Below are 17,061 nucleotides of genomic sequence, written 5' to 3'. Positions count from 1 at the left end.
CTCAGTAACCCTTCGTGGCCAGTTCTTTCAGTATCTTGTTGATGGCTGTGACGTCGAAGGGCACTGGATCCGTCGGGTCGTCCGGGTCGTAGTACTCGATCGGGTTGTCACCCCGGCCGGTGAGGCACTCCGGCTGCGATAGCGGGTGATCACCCAGGACCTTTTCCAGCACGATCTCGTGGCGCCAGGTCGCACCCAGGTCATAGGTGTAGGACATCGTCGCTTTGGGCTGAGGTAGTGCCTGGTGCAACCCGATCGTGTCCTCGGACACCGTCTCCTCGAGGTAGTGGAAGGGATCGGCGTAGTGGCGGCGCCCGACGGTGAATATATGCAGGTGGTCGTTGTCCCAGCCGAACAATGCGATGATCACGCGGTGGAGCTGCGCCAGCGTGGCGTTCTCCGCGATCAGCACCCTGCGCCAGCCGTGCCCGGCGAGTGAGATCTTGAGTTGTTGAACCGGCACGGCCGACCTGGCCACAGCAGTGAGAGCCTCGGCGACCGTGATCGCGTCAGGGTGCCCGCTGCCGGTGATCCGCTCGATCCCGCCGGTCGCCAGGTCGATCCCGGCGGCGTCCAGAAAGTCCGTCGCGATGTAGCGCGCCGTGGCGACATCGTGGCAGGAGAGGTCGGCGTGGGCGTACTCAGTGGCCAGCCAAACCAGGTCCTCGGTGCGGGGTTCCGGCGCCTGCTCGTGCTGGTGGGCCACGACCCGGACATGAGCGGCGAGGTTCGGGGATCGTTCGAAAGTGCGCAACGCGACCACCGCATCGTCTCCCAATGCGCTGATCAGGCCGATCGCCATTACTCGCTGGGCGGGGGTCGCTTCGGCGGCGCACTGGGCCAACTCGGCGACGATCTGGGCGCTCGTGCGCTCGCCGAACCAGTGCGTGGCCCGGTTCCAGGCGTCGACCTCATCAGCCCCGGCCAGCAGAACAAGCAGATCTTTCGCCGGTATTTCGGGGGTGATCTGCGGCGGCACCACCCGCCGCAACTCCGATTCGGCCCAAACGCCCAGTGGCGTCAGCCGCGTTCCCTCGATGGCGCCGAACAAGTGCAGTACGGCCAACGCGGCCTCGGCCGGGTGGACACGGCCGTGGCGCCGAGGGTCCGCGAAGCTGTCCCAGTCACCGCGATCATGCATGGTGCCTTCGACGCGGTGCTGCAAGGTCCACCCTTCACGCAGGTGCTCACCGGTCACCACGGTCAGCGTCACCAAGGCGGTGATGCGGGGATCGACGCCGAAAGTGTCGGCGGCCTCGGCGGCAAGCAGCGCCTGCAATCCCGCCCACCAGACGGCCAGCGGGTCGTCCGGTCGGCCTCCCCGGACCGCCCGGTTGTCCGCGACAACGACCAGGCCCGCAGCGACCGCCACGAGCCACGGCCGGTGGACTTCGGGCACGTCGGCGGCCCGTCGGACCTTCGTCCGCGCTGATATGCCCAGCGCCCGCGCGGCATCGACGACATCGGCGGGCCGAAGCGATTGACCCGCCGTGACGGGTATGCCGTCCTCGCCCACCCACCCGGCCAGGCGAACAGCCGCCTCCACCACAGGACAGGCATTGGCAACGCCGGAAAGATCGGAAGGCACCCGGCGAAGATACCGCCGCGAGTTTCGCAGGCGAACTCGCCCGACTGTTGCGAGCCGCCCACGCCAAGGGCAAAAGCGGCATGAGACGGCTTCCCTCACGACGAGCGGGAAGTAACGGGTTCAAGATCGTGGTCGTCCGTGGGTGTCGCGGGTGAGGACGCTGCGTTCCCGGAGTTTGGTCAGCACGGTGCTGTGGTCGACGTTGAGGTGTTCGCCGACCCGCGCGAGTGACCAGTCGAGGTTGTAGAGATGGACGGCGTCGTCGACCTGGTCGGGAGACAGGCCACGGCGACGCATCGGCACGCCGTTGCGGTGGAGGATGTTGCTGACCGTCCGCCGTTCGATGCCGAACCGTGCACCCAGCTCGCACACTGTCGCTCCGGCTTGGTAATCGGCGATGAGTTCCTGGACCTGGTCGGCGTCGAGCCGGCGTGCCCGTCCAGGTTTGGGTCGGTCGACGGGCGGTGGAGCCGGCGCAGTGGGACCAGGTAGCTTCCGAAGCAGGGCCTCCAGGGCTTCTACCTGGAGTTTTGTGTTGTAATAAGCTCCCCCAAGGTCCACAGTGACGAAACACCGCTCACCGGGACAGAAGTTCCAGGTTGGGCGGTTTTTTCGTATCGGCGAACTTCCCGCTGAACCACTCGACCAGGTCGTCGCCGGTGAGTACTCCGCCGGCCGAGATGAGTAGCGGACGATCCTCGACTCGATGCGGAACCAGCCGGGCGCAGGTGATGTCGAGATTGTCGGTCGTGGTGAGCCAGAGAACCGTGGTGGCGATCTCGCTTCCAAAGCCGGCGGAGATCAGCACGATGCGCAGTTCCCCGGACAGCGCGGCTTCGTCGCCGCCCGCGTCCTCCAGGCGGCCGGCGTGTCACGGGCGGCATTCTGCTGGGTCGGATTTCCTCAGGCGCGCCGTCGTCGCCCGGCCAGGTACAGCGCGAGCCCGGCGATCAGCAGCAGGCCCGCGAGGGCGAGCTGCCGGCCCGCATCCACGCCGGTGTCCGGCAGCCGGTGCGGCGGCTCGCCCGGGCCCGTCGCCGGGCCCGGGCGAGGGTCCGGTGGCAGCGCGGGAACCACCGGGACGCCGGCGGTCGCTTCGCCGCCCGGGACCGGCTTGCCGTCGGGGCCGGTCCCGGTGGTGGTGGCGACGTTGCGGACCCGGCCCGCCGTCACGTCCGCCGCAGTGACCGTGTGCGGCGGCACGGTGCAGGTCATCGCCTGGCCCGGCGCGAGCACGGTGCCCGGGCAGGTCACGGGCCCGCGGACGGGTCGTCGACCTTGATCTCACCGACGGTGGCCGCGCCGGTGTTGGTGACCGTGATCGTCCAGGTGATCCGGTCCCCGGCGCCGATACGCCCGTCGCGGTTCACGTCCACCGGGTGGGCGGCCTTCGTGATCGCGAGCCCGGCCACCGCGGTGGCGTGCACGGTCGCGCTCGCGGGCTTCGAGTCGACCGGGCTGCCGCCTTCCGGTGGGGTGCCGGACGCCACCGCGGTGTTGCCGATCGACCCGGCGTCCACATCGGACTGCGTCACGCGGTAGGTCGCGGTGCAGGTGACACGTTGCCCAGGAGCCAGCGCGCCGCCCGGGCAGACCGGCGCCGGCGCTTCGCCGCTGCCGGTGAAGCGGGTCTCGCGGACCGTCACCGGGTTGAGCGTGACGTTGCCGGTGTTGGTCACCACGAACGCGTAGGTGACCTCCTCGCCGGCGGCGGAGACCGTGCCCGGCGAGGCCGTCTTGGCCAGCGTCAGCGCGGCGTCCGGCGGGTCGGCACGACGACCGTGGACGGGTCCGAGGTCGGCGGCTCGCCCCCGCCGGGCGGGGTGCCGGTGGCGACAGCCGTGTTCGTCACGTGCCCGGAGTCCACATCGGACTGGCTGAGCAGGTAGGTGGCCGTGCAGGTCGCCTGCCCGCCCGGCGCCAGCACGGCCACCGTCGAGCCGCCGCCCGGACAGGACAGCGGCGAGAGCTGCCCAGTGCCGGAGAACGCCGTCTCCCGCACTGTCACGGCGGTGAGCGTCCGGTTGCCCGTGTTGGTCGCCACGAACGAGTAGGTGACCGTCTGCCCCGCACGGAAGTGCCCGTCGTCCGCCGGGTCCGCCGACTTCACCAGCGACAGGCCCGTCTTGCCAGGCACGGTCACGTTCGCCTGCGACGGGCCGGAGGTCACCGGGTCGCCCTGCGGCGGCTTGCCTGTCGCTACGGCGGTGTTGGTCACCGAGCCGGCGTCCACGTCGGCCTGGGTCAGGGTGTAGGTGGCGGTGCAGGTGACGGCCTGCCCGGGGGCCAGCGTGTCCGACGGGCACGCGATGGCCGACACCGTCCCGGTGCCGGTGAACGCGGTTTCGCGCACGCCCACCGACGTGATCGTGCGGTTGCCGTTGTTGGTCACGGTGAACCGGTAGGTGACAGTGTGCCCGGCGCCGTCGACGGTGGCCGGCTCGACCGACTTGACCAGCTGGAGCGTGGCTCCGCCGCCTGCCGTGACGACTGCGGTCGCGGGCGGGGTGGTCGCCGTCGGCAGGTCACCGGGCGGAGTGCCGACCGCGGTCGCGCTGTTGGTGATCCGGCCGGCGTCGAGGTCGGCCTGGGTCACGGTGTAGTCCGCGGTGCAGGTGACGGCCTGGCCGGGCGCCAGCACCGGCACCGCAGCCCCGCCCGCCGGGCAGGAGATCGCCGACAGCGTCCCGCTTCCGCTGAAGTCACCTTCGGTGACGGTCACGTCTTTCAGCGTCACGTTCCCGGTGTTGGTCAGCAGGAACGAGTAGCGCACCGGCCCGCCGGCGGCCGTTACCGTGCCGGGGTCGGCCGACTTCGCCAGAGCGAGCGCCGCGGAACGCCCGGCGGTCACCTTCGCCGATGACGGCGCGGAGGTGGTCGGCTCGGTCGCGCGAGGCGCCGTGCCGTGCGCGACGGCGGTGTTCTCGATCGAGCCCGTGTCGATGTCCGCCTGGGTCACGGAGTAGGTCGCGAGACAGGTCTGGGACACCCCGGGCGCGAGCGCCGTCTGCGGGCAGGAGACCTCGGGGGCGGGGCCGGAGCCGGTGAACCGGGTCTCGGCGACCCCGACCCCGAACAGCGTCACGTCACCGGTGTTGGTCACCGTGAACCGGTAGGTCACGGACTGGCCCGCGCGGTCGGCGGTCGCCGGGTCGGCGGACTTGACCAGCGTGATCGCCGGGTGTGCCGACGTCGGGACGGACACGCTGGAGGGGTTCGAGGTGGTCGGGCCGGGAAAGCCTGGCTGTTTGCCGTGCGCGGTGGCGGTGTTGTCCAGCCGGCCCGAGTCGGCGTCGTCCTGCGTCAGCACGTACGTGGCGGTGCACGTGGTGCCGGCGCCCGGGGCGAGCGTGGCGACGGGGCAGACCGGCGTGGACAGGGCGGCGCTACCGGAGAACGCGGTCTCGTCGACCCCGATCTCGCCCAGCGGCACGTTGCCGGTGTTGGTGACCAGGAACGAGTAGGTGATCAGCCGGCCGGCGGTGTAGGACTCCGGGTCATCGGGCGAGGCGGACTTCTTGAGCGTCAGTGCCGGTTCGGCGTCTCGGTGGGGATGCGGGTGGACGACGGGTTCGATGTCACCCTGGTGGTCGCGCCCGGCGGCAACCCGGACGCCGTCGCGGTGTTGACCGCGGCGCCGTCCACCTCGTCCGCCGTGGTGATCGCATAAGGGTTCTGGGCGGTACAGAGCTGCGACTCACCCGGAGCGAGCGTCGGCTGGGGGCAGGTGACGACACCCGCCTTGGCGTCGGTCACGGCGATGTCGTTCAGCGCCAGCGCGCCGGTGTTGGTGACGGTGAAGGTGTACCCGATCGTGTCACCCGCATCGGTGATCCCGTTGCTGTTGACGTCCACCGGCGGGGCGGCGTGCTTCACCAGCTGCAGCGTCGCCGCCTTCGCGGTGTTGGTAACCGTGCATGAGACGAAGTCGCCGATGTCGACGTGAACCTGGGCCGAGCCGCCCGCGTCCCCGCTGGGCAACGTGCTGTCCGAGACACCGTTGCGGGTGCAAGACCACGATCTCTCGTAATTGGACTCCAGACCCGAAGTGGCCACCTCGCGCAGGGCGTACTCGCCGCCGCGCGCCCCAGCCAGCACGGTGACCTCGCCGGTGGACGCCGCCGTGCCGCCCTTCGTGTCGGCCGAGCCGAGCACAGCCCCGCCCGAAGACGCGACCGAGACGGCGAACGAGTCACCGGAGAAGCCTCGTACCACCTTCTTGGACACCTGGATGCTCGAGACCAGTACGCCGAACGCGACCGCCTGCGAACCGCCACCGACCATGCGCTGGGTGAACGAGGTCGGGTCGTCCGAGGAAAGGATCGCGGTGCCCGTCTTCTTGGCGTTCACGCGGCCGGGACACTGAACGGTCCGCGTGCCGACGCCGCTGTAGCCGCCGGTGCACGCGTTGCCGATGCCCGGTCCGGAGCTGTCCGCCGTCAGCGACTCGAGCGGGGCGGACGACGTCCACTCGATCGACTCACGGGCGTCCGTCGACTCGGCGTCCGCACCCACCAGGCCGTAGCCCTTGACCACAGCGCCGCTCGCGTCGGTGGCGACGATGTCGGTCAGCGCGGCGACGGTCGTCGTGCCATTTACGGCCTGGTACAGCGCGGGCTTGCCCGGCACCCCGGTGTAGTGCCCGGAGTTGCCCAGGTAGGCGGCGGAATACGTGGGCAACGCGTTCGGTTCGACCGGGCCGCCGGACACGGTGAGGGTGGCCGCGAGCCGGTAGCCGCCGGGCAGCGCGAACGTCAGCCGCTGGCCCGACGCCGACGTGGCCTCCGCCGCGTTGTAGCCGGACAGGTCGAACCAGCAGAGCGTCCGGGCGTAGGTGCCGGTGCCCGCCGTGGCGAACCCGCAACCTTCAGTCCCGGCCGCCGTCGCGCGGGGCGCCGTGCCGGGCACGGCCACACCGAGCGCCAGCAGCACCACGACCAGCAGCCCGAGCACCCCCCGCCTGGACCTTCCGGCGCCGAACACCGCACCACTCATCGACTTCGGACCCCTCGGCTCGGTTACCACTCCACGGTCATCGTGCGCGAGAGTGGCCGTTCCGGCATCCGGAGAGACCAGCAATCAGTCCGTAGTGGACGATCACGCCGGCTCCCGACCAAAACCCGGCCGCGACAAGACCTTTCAACGAACTCCGCAACCCGACGCAAGACCGCGGCTTCATGACTTTTCTCTCTGTCCTTTCAGGACCAGAACCGGTATCTGCTCGTTCACCGGGCGGCATGACCGCGATCACCGGGTCAGCGGTACGCGGGCCGGCACCTCCGCTGCGTGCCGGCGCGCGCCGCTCCCCCGGCTTCGCCGCAGGAGCCGCAGCCCGAGTACCGCGCCCGCGGCCAGCGCGGTCAGCACGTACGCGTTGCCGAGCACCGCTTGCAGCGGGCTCCAGGCCAGCTCGCGGTGGTCGCCCTCGGGTACACACACGAGAGTCCAGCCGGTGAACACCGCCACCACGACGGCCAACGACGCCCACCGCCCGGCGAAGTACGCGGCCAGGGGCACGACCCAGATCCAGTGGTGCGTCCAGGACAGCGGGCTCACCAGCAGCGCGCACCCGGCCGACACCAGCAGCGCCGCTCGCGCGTCACCCCGGCGGTGGAAGTCACGGACCACCACGGCAGCCACCGCCAGGACCAGCGCCGCGACCGCGGCGTACCAGCCGATCGACGGCGCGCCGAAGCGGGCGAGCAGCCCGTGCAAGGACTGATCCAGCACCCAGTCGATCGAGCCGGCGTTGTGGTTGTCCACCACGGCCGAGGTCCAGAAGCGCAGCGAGTCGCCGGGCAGCACCACCGCACCGAGCGCCGACGCACCGGCGAACACCGCCAGCGCACGGGCAGCGTCGGCGCGCCGGCCGGTCACCAGCAGGTGCGCGATGAAGATCAGCGGCGTCAGCTTCACCGCGGCCGCCAGACCGATGAGCACCCCGCCCCACCGCGACCGCCGCGCCGGCAGCACGTCGGCCACCACCATGGCCATCAGGAGCGCGTTGATCTGCCCGAGCGACACCAGCCGCCAGACGGGTTCCAGCACCGGCAGCAAGCACAGCAACACCGGCGCCGGTCCGCCGGCGAACCGGCGCACCACCGCCCCCAGGGCGAACACCGAGCCCACGGCCACGACCAGCCACCCGAACTGCGCCGGCACCGTGGTCAGCGGCACGAACAGCAGCGCCGCGAACGGCGGGTAGGTGAACGGCAGTTCGGCCCGGACCCGCGGAGCCAAGGCGAGCAGCGGGTCGTACAGGGGCTCGCCGCGCACGACGGCCAGGCCGCCCGCCCGGTACACCGCACTGTCGGTGCCGAGCGCCGCGCCACGCGAGAAGTGGACGACCGCGACCACGGCGAGCACCGCGACGATTCCTCCGGCCAGCGCGACTGGAACCATTTTCCCTTTGAGCACAAAGAAAATCTAGGAATATTCGACGCCGGTGTCGTCGGTCCGCGGAGCCATCTTCGGACCACTACCCCGGTACCACGGCGGCCGTGCCGTGCTACCGGGGTATCACGCGCCCGGCACGACCAGCTTCGCCTCGTACGCCAGCACCACCGCCTGCGCGCGATCGCGCAGCCCCAGCTTCCCCAGCACCCGGCTGACGTGGGTCTTGGCCGTCTGCTCGGCGATCACCAGCCGGTCCGCGATGTCCGCATTGGACAGCCCGCAGGCGATCAGCCGCAGCACGTCGGTTTCGCGTGCGGTCAGCTCGCGCAGCCGGGCCGGGTTCTGCGTGTGTGGCCGCCGCCCGGCGAACCCTTCGATGACGCGGCGGGTGACCGCGGGCGCGAACAGCGCGTTCCCGGCGGCCACCATCCGCACCGCGACGACGAGGTCGTCCAGCGGCGAGTCCTTGAGCAGGAACCCGCTCGCTCCGGCACCCAGCGCACCGTAGACGTACTCGTCCGCGTCGAACGTCGTGAGGACCAGGACGCGCGGCCGGTCGCCCGGCGTCTCGGCGAGGATCCGGCGGGTCGCGGCCAGCCCGTCCAGCTCCGGCATCCGGATGTCCATCAGCACGAGGTCCGGGCGCAGTTCGCGGCAGACGGTGACGGCTTCGGCGCCGGTACTCGCTTCACCGGTGACGACGATGTCCGGCTGGGCGTCGAGCACCGCGCGGAAGCTCTGCCGCACCATGGTCTGGTCGTCGGCGATCACGACCGTGACAGCCATCGGCTCTCCTTGCCCAGCGGAACGGTGAGTGCCACCACGAAGCCGCCCTCGGACCCCTGCCCCGCCGTCAACCTACCGCCGAGCGCGCTCGCGCGTTCACGCATCCCGACCAGCCCGTGCTTCGCCCGGCCGGGCGAAGCTTCCGCCGGTGCCGCCGCGCAGGCGCCGGTGTCGCGCACCACGATCCGCAGCTCGTCCGGCGTGGCCTCCAGCAGCACGGCGACGGCCGCGCCGGGGGCGTGCCGGACCGCGTTGCTGAGCGCCTCCTGCACGACCCGGTACGCCGAGAGCGACACCCCGGCGGGCAGGCTCCCCAGGTCTCCGGTCTGTTCCAGCCGCACGTCGGTGCCCGCCGCGCGGACGCGCTCCACCAGCGCCGTGACGTGTTCGGCGCCGGGCTGCGGCTCGGTCTCCGGCGGCTCGGGGGTGGCTCGCAGTGCGCCGAGCAGACGGCGCATCTCGGTCATCCCGTCGCGGGCGGTGTCCTGGATGGCCCGGAACTCCCCGAGCAGGTCGTCGGTCAGCTCGGGGAACCGGTAGCGCGCCGAGTCGGCCCGCACGGCGAGCATCGACATGTGGTGGGCGACGACGTCGTGCAGCTCGCGGGCGATCCGGGCGCGTTCCTCCAGCACGGCCCGGTCCGCGGCGGCGGCGGCGAGGTCGTGTTCGGTGCCGCGCAGCCGGGCGACGAGGTGCCCGAACACGAGCGGCACCGCGAGCAGGATCGCGATCGGGACGAGCTCGTCACGCACGTTCGCGGTCGGTGCGCTGAGCGCGACCGACACCAGCCAGACACCACCGAGCACGCCCGGCCGGCTCACCCGCCCGGCCGCGAACAGCACCGGCAGCGCGGCCAGCGCGAAGCCGGGTGTCCAGGGCCAGCCGAACCGCTCGTGGTGCCCGTAGAGCAGGTCCGCACCGGCCACCAGGGCGATCAGCAGCCGCCAGGCCCACAGGGGGTCCAGCACCGTCAGCGCGACGGTGGCCGCGGTCAGCACCCCGGCCACCCACAGGGCCCCGGTCGCGGCCCGATCGCCGGGCGTGATGGCCAGCATTCCGGAGGCGGCCGCGACCAGGACGAGAAGCACTCGCTGAGCGGTCCGCGGCCGATCGGCCGGGCGGGAACCCCCGACCAGCGTCCCCGCCACCACCGCGACGGCGGCTTTCGCCGGTTCCAAGCCCTTCACCTGCGGGACGGTACAGGCACCGCGACAGCTGCCCTCGCCGCAACCGGTGGCGACCGGCATGTCCCGGCCGCCGCCCCGGAGGCGACGTCCGGGCCGCCGCGCCGCCGGGAACCGTCGCCGACGCGGCCTCGAACGTCAGCCGAGGCCTTCGATGATGCGGAAGTCGCGCTCGACGCCGTCGGCGAGTACGGCCAGTGCCTCCTGGTAGGCCGCACTCGCACGTGCGGCGACCGCCTGTTCGAAGCTGTCGAACTCGATCAGGATGGTGCGCTCGGCGATTCCGGCGTCGTGGGCGACGACCCGGCCGTCGCGGGCGAGCACCCGCCCGCCCCCGGCCTTGACGGCCGGAGCAGCCAGCTTGTTGTAGGCAGCCAGCTTCTCGGGGTCCGCAATGGTGCGGTAGACGCTGACCCAGTAGCCCTTGGGCATGGAACCTCCAGTGTTGGGACGAGTGCATCCGGCTTACGGGTTGGTCTCGGACGAGCGCCGGCGGGCGAGAGCGAGGCTTGTCAGCGTCGCGATCGCCATGGCGCCGATGCCGACCAGCGCCGCGGTGGTGTAGGCGCTGTCGTCGGGGAAGAGGTGGCCGGGGCCGGTGCCCGCGGCGAGGATCAGGCCGCCGATGGCGCTGCCCAGGGAGTACCCGACACTGCGGACGACGTAGTTGAAGCTCATGGCGCTCGACGTCTCGCTCCTGGGGGTGACGGCCAGGATGACGCCGGGCATGGCGGCCGAGAAGCTGCCGACGCCGAAGCCCAGCACGCCCATGGCCGCGAGCAGTTCGGCCAGGTTGGACCGGGCGACGGCGAACAGGACGAACCCGCCGCCGACGATGGCGGCGCTGACGGCCAGGAGCGGGGGGCCGTCGATCCGCGTCCGGACCCGCGGCGTGAGCTTGCCGGCGACGAACCCCAGCACGGAGAACGGGATAAGGACCAGCCCCGCCACGAAGGTGGTCAGCCCGAAGCCGTAGCCGGCGCTGTGCGGCGTCTGCGCGTAGCGGGTGACGAGCGTGAGCAGGAGGTACATGCCGCTCCCGCCGACGAACATGGCGACGTTCGCCCCGGCGACCGCCGGGTGCCGTACCGCCCGGACGTCGACCAGGGGCGTCCTGCTTCGCAGTTCGGAAACGGTCCAGACGCAGAGCAGGAGTACGGCGGCGACGGCGAGGGTCACCGCCACGGCGAGGTGCCGGCTCCACAGGCTCCTCTCGCCGGCCAGGAACAGGACGAGGAGCAGTCCGCCCGTCAGGACGAGCGCACTGGCCACGTTCACGCGAGCGGAGCGGCCTTCGGGAGCTGCGGGCATGGAGCGCCACGCGGTCATGAAGGCGACGGCGGTGACGAGCAGGCCGAGGCCGTAGGCGGCCCGCAGGCCGCCGAACTCGGCGAGCAGCGCGGCCAGCGGGTAGCCGACGCCGGCTCCGATGATGGAGACCACCGAGATCAGGGCGATCGTGGCCGCGCCGCGCTCCTCGGGAAGATGGTCGCGGGCCACGCCCATCATCAGCGCCGTGAGACCGAGTCCGGCGCCTTGGGCCGCCCTGCCCACGAGCAGCCAGGCGAACGGCAGCGGCAGCACGGTGAGCGCGCTGCCGGCGACGACGATCGCCAGCGTGGCGAGGATCGTGGCCCGCCGGTGCGGACCGGCTCCGAGCCGGCCGAGGACGGGTGTGGCGACGGCGCCGCTGAGCAGGGCGATGGTCAGCGTCCACTGCGCGCTGTCGAGGGAGACGTGGAACGTGGTCGCCACGCTGGTGATGAGCGGCGTCCCGAGGCTGGCGACCGCCGCCACGACCAGGGCGATGAACATCAGGGCGGGGACCAGCAGACGTGCCTCGGAACGTGTCAGGGCAGCGCTCTTGGGCTGGTCACGATCCTGGGCCGCGGTCACCGGTCCGGCTCCTCTCGGGCGTGGCTTTCGAGCTCCGCCAGGTGCAGCAGCGCCGGAAGGGCGGCCGCCAAGGCCTCGACCTCGTCACCGGTGAGTTCGTCGATCAACCGCGCGTACGCGTCGACGCCCGCCTGGCGTCGCGTCCGGACGTACGACGCGCCGGCCTCGGTCAGGCACACCAGCGTGACCCGCTTGTCGGACGGATCGCCCCGCCGCTCGACCAGCCCGGATTCCTCCATCACCCGGACCAGGACGGTCATCGCGGGCTGGGTGACGCCCTCGGCCACCGCCAGATCGGTGATCCGTCGCGAGCCGGTCTTGTCCAGGGTGGCCAAAGTGGCGGCGGACGTCAGGCTCATGTCGCGGGGAAGGCGTCTCACGGCCCTGGTGGCCAGACCGTAGAGGGCTGACCCGATGGCATCGGAAGCGGCGGTTCGGCGACTCACGTCTGAAGCATAGCAGGTTTATATGAATCCTTTATGCATCTCGCGAGGCGAGTCCGGGCGCCGATCAACCTGTCAAACCCATTGACCAGAACGTGCAGAATGCACTACCGCGCAGGCGGGCGTTCAGACAGGATCAGAGGACGTCGAAATCGTCGGAGGATGCCTGATGACCGCACCGCACGCAGGTCGTGGAACGCCGCCCGATGATGACTTCGGGCACCTGGTGAGCCGCCGTCCCGCCCTTGTGGAGCAGCCGGGCGGACCTGACGAGCTGGCCGCGCTCATCGTCGGCTCCGCCGCCCTCGGCCGGACCGTCGTCGCCCGGGGGGAGGGGCACTCGACGTTCGGGCAGGCGCAGTCCGCGGGGGGCGTGCTGGCGGACCTGCGGTCGCTGGCCGGGGTCCTCGACGTCGCCGCGGATCAGGTGACCGTGTTGGCGGGCACCCGCTGGTCGGCTCTTCTCGAGGCGACGCTCGCGGCCGGCCTGACGCCGCCGGTGCTGCCCAACTACCTCGAACTGTCGGTCGGTGGCACGCTGGTGGCGGGCGGCTTCGGCGGGACAGCGCACCAGTACGGCCCGCTGACCGACTCGGTGCTGGAACTCGACGTCGTCACCGGCGACGGCCAGGTGCACACCTGCCACAGCGGCGACGAACTGTTCGCCGCGACCCTCGGTGGCCTGGGGCTGTCCGGCGTGATCACGCGCGTGGTGCTTCGGCTGGTGCCGGCGCCCGAGCGCGTCCGGCGGCACTTGGTGGCGGTGCCGGACGCCGCGACCCTCATCGCGGCGCAGCGGGCCCTGATCGGGAGCACGCAGTGGCCGTACGTCGAAGGCATGGTGCAGGCCCGTGCGGAGGGTGGCAGCGGGTTCCTGCTCGACGTCGCCGCCTTCTACGACGCGGCCACGCCGCCTGACGACGCGAAAGCGCTGGGCGAGCTGGGCTTCGACCCGGCGGACGCGACCACGGCGGACCTGACCTACTCCGAGTTCCTGCACCGCATGGCGGCCGGCGAGGCGACGTTCCGGGCTTCGGGAGACTGGTTCCACCCGCACCCGGGGCTCAACCTGCTGCTGCCCGACGAGGTGGCGGCCGAGTTCGTCGCCGAGGTCGCCGCCGAGCTCACCCCGGACCACATCGGGCCGAGCGGCGTCGTCCTGCTCTACCCCGTCAAGACCACCGCCGCGCCGCTGCCGCGGATGCCGCGGGGTGCGACGGCGTTCTTCTTCGCCTTGCTCCGGACCGCGCCGCCGGACCCGGTCGCCGCGGAAGCGCTCGTCACCGCCAACGAAAAGCTGTACCACCGCGCCCGTTCGCTGGGCGCCGTGCAGTACCCCGTCGGTTCCGTCCCGATGCGCCCGGCCGACTGGATCGTCCACTTCGGACAGGCCTGGCCTTTGGTGGAGTCGGCGAAGCAGCGCTACGACCCGGACAACGTCCTCGGCAGCGGTCAGGGTGTCTTCACCGGCGAAGAAGCGGAGTGACCACAACGGGGCGTCGCTGACGCGAAGGGACCGCAATCCAGGAGCAGCCTGCTCCCACGCCGTCGTGTGACCCTTACGGGCATGGCGGTTTCCCCCAGTATTGCCCGCGCTCCCGTGGTGGATCCGGTGCGCCGGCCGGTCGGTCCCGTCGTCGTGCGCGATCTGCGCGACGGCGTGGTGCCCGACGCCTGCGCCGTGTGGCCGGACGATCCGTACTACGACGTCTGCGTCGACACGGCCAAGGCCAAGTACCTGGCCGTCTACGGCGCCGTCATCGACCCGCATCCCGACTTCTTCGTCGCGGCTCGTGACGTCGTCCGTCCCTCGGCCGAACCCCTCGGCGTCGCCGGGATCACCTCGGCCGGCGGCCGGACACTGTTCTCCGAGCAGTACCTCGACTGTCCGGCGCAGGACGCCTGCGCGCGGCTCAGCGCCGAAGTCCCACCGCGCGAACGCGTGTGCGAGCTCGGCCCAGTCGTGTCGAACGAGCGCGGGTGCGGGCTGTTCCTGATGCGCACTGTCCCCGAGATCGTGCGCTCGCTCGGCTTCGACTACCTCCTCGCCACGCTGACCGAACAGCTGCACGGTGTCGCCCACCGCGCCGGCTGGCGGTTCACCACCCTCGCGAACGCCTGCCTCTCGGACCTGCGCGACACGGACCGAGAGCGCTGGGGCACCTACTACTCGACCCGGCCTCGCACCGGGATCCTGCTGTGCGCGTCGCACGGCACCGCGAAAGGAGCAGCTTGATGCGCTGGTTGAGGCAGGTCGACCTGGACACCGCGGACGCGGTGGCGGTCGAGGAGCTCGCCGCCGACGGGACGGTCACGACCTACACCTACGGTGCGGTGTTCGGGGCCGCCGTCCGGCTGGCGGAGGCGCTCGACCTCCGCGCCCGCGGCCGGGGTGACGACGACAGCACCGTCGGCATCCTCACCGGCAACGGTGTCGCGGCCGTGATCGCCGACATCGCCTGCCAGCTCACGACGGTCAGTTCGGTCCCGATCCCGCTCGCGTTCGCCCGCGAGCAGGCGCGCCACCTGCTGCGCACGGCGATCACCGTGCTGGTCGACGAGCAGGGGACGCGGCAGCTGGAAGCGTGGGGCGGGGCCGCGGATCTCTTGCCGCAGAAGTGCGAGATCGTCCCGGTGACCGCCGAGGCCGACGCCACGGCACTGGCGGACGCCCGCGAGCGCATCGCCCTGGCGGAAACGTTTTCCGAGGAGACGATCTGCAAGATCGTGCACACCTCGGGGACGACGTCGACACCCAAGGGCGTCATGCTCCGCCGCGGCGCGGTCGACGACCTGCTCGATTCGATCCGCTCCCGCGTCGGCGTCGAGGCCTGGCAGCGCTACGTCTCGGTGGTGCCGATGAGCTTGCTCGTCGAGCAGGTCTTCGCCGTGTACCTGACCTTCCTGGCCGGCGGCACGGTGGTGTTCCTGCCCGAGGAGGTCAAGCCGCTCGGCACGGCGGGGTCCGATGTGGAGCGGGTCCGCGAGCTGCTCCCGCGCGTCCGCCCGACCGTCTCGCTGGTACCGCCGTCCCTGGTGGAGTCCCTGGCCCAGAAGGTGGACCGCACCGGGGAAGCCGGCACACGCGCGCTTTCCCTTTCGCTGTACGGCCGTGAAGACCCGATGCTGCTCTTCAGCGGCGGCGCGCCGGTTTCCGACACGGTCCTGCGGGCGATGTGGGATCGCGGGCTGCCCGTGTACGTCGCCTACGGCCTCAGCGAAAACGGTTCCGTCGCCACGCTGAACGCCCCCGGCCAGGTGAAGCTGGGCACGGTCGGCCGGCCGCTGAACCACTGCCAGGCCCGGGTCGGCGAGTCGGGCGAGCTGCTCATCAAGAGCACGTCCCAGCTGTCGGGTTACCTCGGTTCGAGCGACCCGAGCGCCCTGCCGCTGGACGACGACGGGTGGCTGCACACCGGCGACATCGCGCTGCTCGACAACGACGGGTACGTGACGATCACCGGCCGGCTGAAGAACGTCATCATCACCTCGAACGGGCGCAACGTCAGCCCGGAATGGGTGGAGGCCCAGTACAAGAGCAGGCCGGCCATCGAGTCCGCGGTCGTGTTCGGGGACAACCTCGAACGCCTGGTCGCGGTGTTCGTGCTCGCGCCCGGCGCGGCGCCCGGGGAAGCGCTTTCGCAAGTCCGGCAGGTGAACGCGGAGATCCTCTCCGAGATCGAGCAGGTCTCCAAAGCCGCTTTCGTCACCGGCGACGAGCTGTTCCACGCCGAGTTCTTCACCGTCACGGGACGTCCCCGCCGGACGGACATCTGGAACGCGGTGCAGGGGCACCGCTTCAACATGGTGGAGGTGTAAGCATGTCCGAGTTCGCCGAGTTCACCTTGGCCGACCACATCGACGGCCACGGCCTCGTGGTCGAAAGCGGCGCCCGCGACCCGTTGACCGCGGTCGACGGCGTCGAGCTGCTGACCGCGCTGGCCGAGCACGGTTACGCGGTCCTGCGCGGCTTCGACACCGCGCCGGAGTCGTTCTCCGGTCTCGTCGAACGGGTTTCCTCGCGGATCACCCTGGACCCGGCGCGCCGGTTCGCCGGCGGCAGCGTGGCCCAGAAGATCGAGGCCGGTCTGGTGCCCCAAGGCCTGCACGTCGAGAACGGGGCCACGCCGTGGGTGCCCGACCTGGTCTGGTTCTACTGCGAGCGGCCGGCGAAGATCGGTTCGCAGACCACGATCTGCGACGGCGCCCGCACCTGGGACCGGCTGTCGCCGCGGACCCAGGACCGGTTCCTGGAACAGCGGATCTCGTTCGCCCGGCCGATGCCGGCGGACAAGTGGAAGAACCTGGTGTTCCGCCTGCTCGACGGCACGAAGACCGCTGATCAGATCACGTTCGACGACCTGCTCGCGGTCACCGACGACGACGTCGACGTCAAGTACCTGCTCCGGGCGGACGGCTCGGTGCACTACACGTACTTCACCCACGCCGCCCACACCACCCTGTTCGGTCAAGGCCCCGTCTTCGCCAACAGCATCCTCACCCCGTCGGTCAACTACGAGCCGCCGGTGATCGAGTTCGAGGACGGCACCCCGCTCGACGCCATGCTGATGCGCGAGATCATCGAAGCGACCGCGCTGGAGACCGACGAGATCGACTGGTACGCCGGCGACGTCGCGATCGTCGACAACAGCCGGGTGATGCACGGCCGGCGCAAGATCCGTGACGAGAACCGTTCTCTGTTCAACGCGCAGAGCTACGTCAAGCCCGAACTCCTCGCCGAGGCCCGGTCCCGGCTGTCCTGATCGGA

Annotated in this window: 17 protein-coding genes; 4 read left to right on the top strand and 13 right to left on the bottom strand. The window is 71.2% G+C overall.

The window, feature by feature from the left end:
* Position 1: 1 nt before the first annotated feature.
* The 13 genes from ACLJQZ_RS37045 to ACLJQZ_RS36985 all read right to left on the bottom strand — a co-directional run bounded on the left by ACLJQZ_RS37045 (position 2) and on the right by ACLJQZ_RS36985 (position 12,209).
* Entirely contained in the window at positions 2–1,588 is a 1,587-nt protein-coding gene (locus ACLJQZ_RS37045; protein ID WP_410624949.1) for a plasmid pRiA4b ORF-3 family protein, read from the bottom strand.
* Positions 1,589–1,708: 120 nt separating this feature from the next.
* A complete protein-coding gene (locus ACLJQZ_RS37040) occupies positions 1,709–1,960 on the bottom strand; it encodes a hypothetical protein (RefSeq protein ID WP_410624947.1) in 252 nt (83 codons plus the stop codon).
* A 205-nt stretch (positions 1,961–2,165) separates the two neighbouring features.
* Complete coding sequence (locus tag ACLJQZ_RS37035) at positions 2,166–2,396, bottom strand: hypothetical protein (protein WP_410624945.1); 231 nt, start codon at positions 2,394–2,396, stop codon at positions 2,166–2,168.
* Positions 2,397–2,491: 95 nt separating this feature from the next.
* Positions 2,492–2,842, bottom strand: coding sequence for an LPXTG cell wall anchor domain-containing protein (locus ACLJQZ_RS37030; RefSeq protein WP_410624943.1), 351 nt, complete (start codon positions 2,840–2,842; stop codon positions 2,492–2,494).
* Entirely contained in the window at positions 2,839–3,333 is a 495-nt protein-coding gene (locus ACLJQZ_RS37025) for a hypothetical protein (RefSeq protein ID WP_410625003.1), read from the bottom strand. The genes ACLJQZ_RS37030 and ACLJQZ_RS37025 overlap by 4 nt, the downstream gene beginning before the upstream one ends.
* Before the next feature lie 2 nt (positions 3,334–3,335).
* Positions 3,336–5,021 (bottom strand): hypothetical protein, encoded by a 1,686-nt coding sequence (locus ACLJQZ_RS37020; protein WP_410624941.1) that lies wholly within the window; start codon positions 5,019–5,021, stop codon positions 3,336–3,338.
* Positions 5,022–5,113: 92 nt separating this feature from the next.
* On the bottom strand, positions 5,114–6,541 hold the full coding sequence (locus tag ACLJQZ_RS37015) for a CshA/CshB family fibrillar adhesin-related protein (RefSeq protein ID WP_410624939.1): 1,428 nt from the start codon (positions 6,539–6,541) through the stop codon (positions 5,114–5,116).
* A 294-nt stretch (positions 6,542–6,835) separates the two neighbouring features.
* Complete coding sequence (locus tag ACLJQZ_RS37010; RefSeq protein ID WP_410624937.1) at positions 6,836–8,005, bottom strand: glycosyltransferase 87 family protein; 1,170 nt, start codon at positions 8,003–8,005, stop codon at positions 6,836–6,838.
* Positions 8,006–8,107: 102 nt separating this feature from the next.
* Complete coding sequence (locus tag ACLJQZ_RS37005; protein WP_410624935.1) at positions 8,108–8,770, bottom strand: response regulator; 663 nt, start codon at positions 8,768–8,770, stop codon at positions 8,108–8,110.
* Positions 8,752–9,957 (bottom strand): sensor histidine kinase, encoded by a 1,206-nt coding sequence (locus tag ACLJQZ_RS37000; RefSeq protein WP_410624933.1) that lies wholly within the window; start codon positions 9,955–9,957, stop codon positions 8,752–8,754. The genes ACLJQZ_RS37005 and ACLJQZ_RS37000 overlap by 19 nt, the downstream gene beginning before the upstream one ends.
* A 135-nt stretch (positions 9,958–10,092) precedes the next feature.
* Complete coding sequence (locus tag ACLJQZ_RS36995; protein ID WP_410624931.1) at positions 10,093–10,386, bottom strand: DUF1330 domain-containing protein; 294 nt, start codon at positions 10,384–10,386, stop codon at positions 10,093–10,095.
* Between the two features lie 33 nt (positions 10,387–10,419).
* Positions 10,420–11,850 carry an MFS transporter gene (locus tag ACLJQZ_RS36990; RefSeq protein ID WP_410624929.1) on the bottom strand — a complete coding sequence of 477 codons (1,431 nt, stop codon included), beginning with the start codon at positions 11,848–11,850 and terminating at the stop codon, positions 10,420–10,422.
* The gene (locus ACLJQZ_RS36985; protein WP_410624927.1) at positions 11,847–12,209 is read right to left on the bottom strand and encodes a MarR family winged helix-turn-helix transcriptional regulator; all 363 of its coding nucleotides are present in this window, start codon (positions 12,207–12,209) and stop codon (positions 11,847–11,849) included. Before ACLJQZ_RS36985 ends, ACLJQZ_RS36990 begins: the two co-directional genes overlap by 4 nt.
* A 253-nt stretch (positions 12,210–12,462) precedes the next feature.
* On the opposite strand from ACLJQZ_RS36985, the gene ACLJQZ_RS36980 reads away from it, so the two are divergent.
* The 4 genes from ACLJQZ_RS36980 to ACLJQZ_RS36965 all read left to right on the top strand — a co-directional run bounded on the left by ACLJQZ_RS36980 (position 12,463) and on the right by ACLJQZ_RS36965 (position 17,056).
* Positions 12,463–13,779, top strand: coding sequence for an FAD-binding protein (locus ACLJQZ_RS36980; RefSeq protein WP_410624925.1), 1,317 nt, complete (start codon positions 12,463–12,465; stop codon positions 13,777–13,779).
* An 81-nt stretch (positions 13,780–13,860) separates the two neighbouring features.
* Entirely contained in the window at positions 13,861–14,529 is a 669-nt protein-coding gene (locus tag ACLJQZ_RS36975) for a thermostable hemolysin (protein ID WP_410624923.1), read from the top strand.
* On the top strand, positions 14,529–16,112 hold the full coding sequence (locus ACLJQZ_RS36970; RefSeq protein WP_410624921.1) for an AMP-binding protein: 1,584 nt from the start codon (positions 14,529–14,531) through the stop codon (positions 16,110–16,112). Before ACLJQZ_RS36975 ends, ACLJQZ_RS36970 begins: the two co-directional genes overlap by 1 nt.
* 2 nt (positions 16,113–16,114) lie before the next feature.
* Positions 16,115–17,056, top strand: a complete 942-nt coding sequence (locus ACLJQZ_RS36965; protein ID WP_410624919.1) for a TauD/TfdA family dioxygenase — start codon at positions 16,115–16,117, stop codon at positions 17,054–17,056.
* Positions 17,057–17,061 lie beyond the last annotated feature (5 nt).

This window comes from Amycolatopsis sp. cmx-8-4 (genome assembly GCF_046548675.1).
Classification (GTDB): domain Bacteria; phylum Actinomycetota; class Actinomycetes; order Mycobacteriales; family Pseudonocardiaceae; genus Amycolatopsis.
This window is presented reverse-complemented; position numbering and strand designations above follow the sequence as displayed.

What these genes read in the sequence shown, in the direction of transcription:
- ACLJQZ_RS36975 (WP_410624923.1), top strand. Translation starts at nt 13,861, where the DNA reads ATGGCGGTTTCCCCCAGTATTGCCCGCGCTCCCGTGGTGGATCCGGTG.
- ACLJQZ_RS36965 (WP_410624919.1), top strand. Translation starts at nt 16,115, where the DNA reads ATGTCCGAGTTCGCCGAGTTCACCTTGGCCGACCACATCGACGGCCAC.
- ACLJQZ_RS36985 (WP_410624927.1), bottom strand. Translation starts at nt 12,209, where the DNA reads ATGAGCCTGACGTCCGCCGCCACTTTGGCCACCCTGGACAAGACCGGC.
- ACLJQZ_RS36980 (WP_410624925.1), top strand. Translation starts at nt 12,463, where the DNA reads ATGACCGCACCGCACGCAGGTCGTGGAACGCCGCCCGATGATGACTTC.
- ACLJQZ_RS36995 (WP_410624931.1), bottom strand. Translation starts at nt 10,386, where the DNA reads ATGCCCAAGGGCTACTGGGTCAGCGTCTACCGCACCATTGCGGACCCC.
- ACLJQZ_RS36970 (WP_410624921.1), top strand. Translation starts at nt 14,529, where the DNA reads ATGCGCTGGTTGAGGCAGGTCGACCTGGACACCGCGGACGCGGTGGCG.
- ACLJQZ_RS37005 (WP_410624935.1), bottom strand. Translation starts at nt 8,770, where the DNA reads ATGGCTGTCACGGTCGTGATCGCCGACGACCAGACCATGGTGCGGCAG.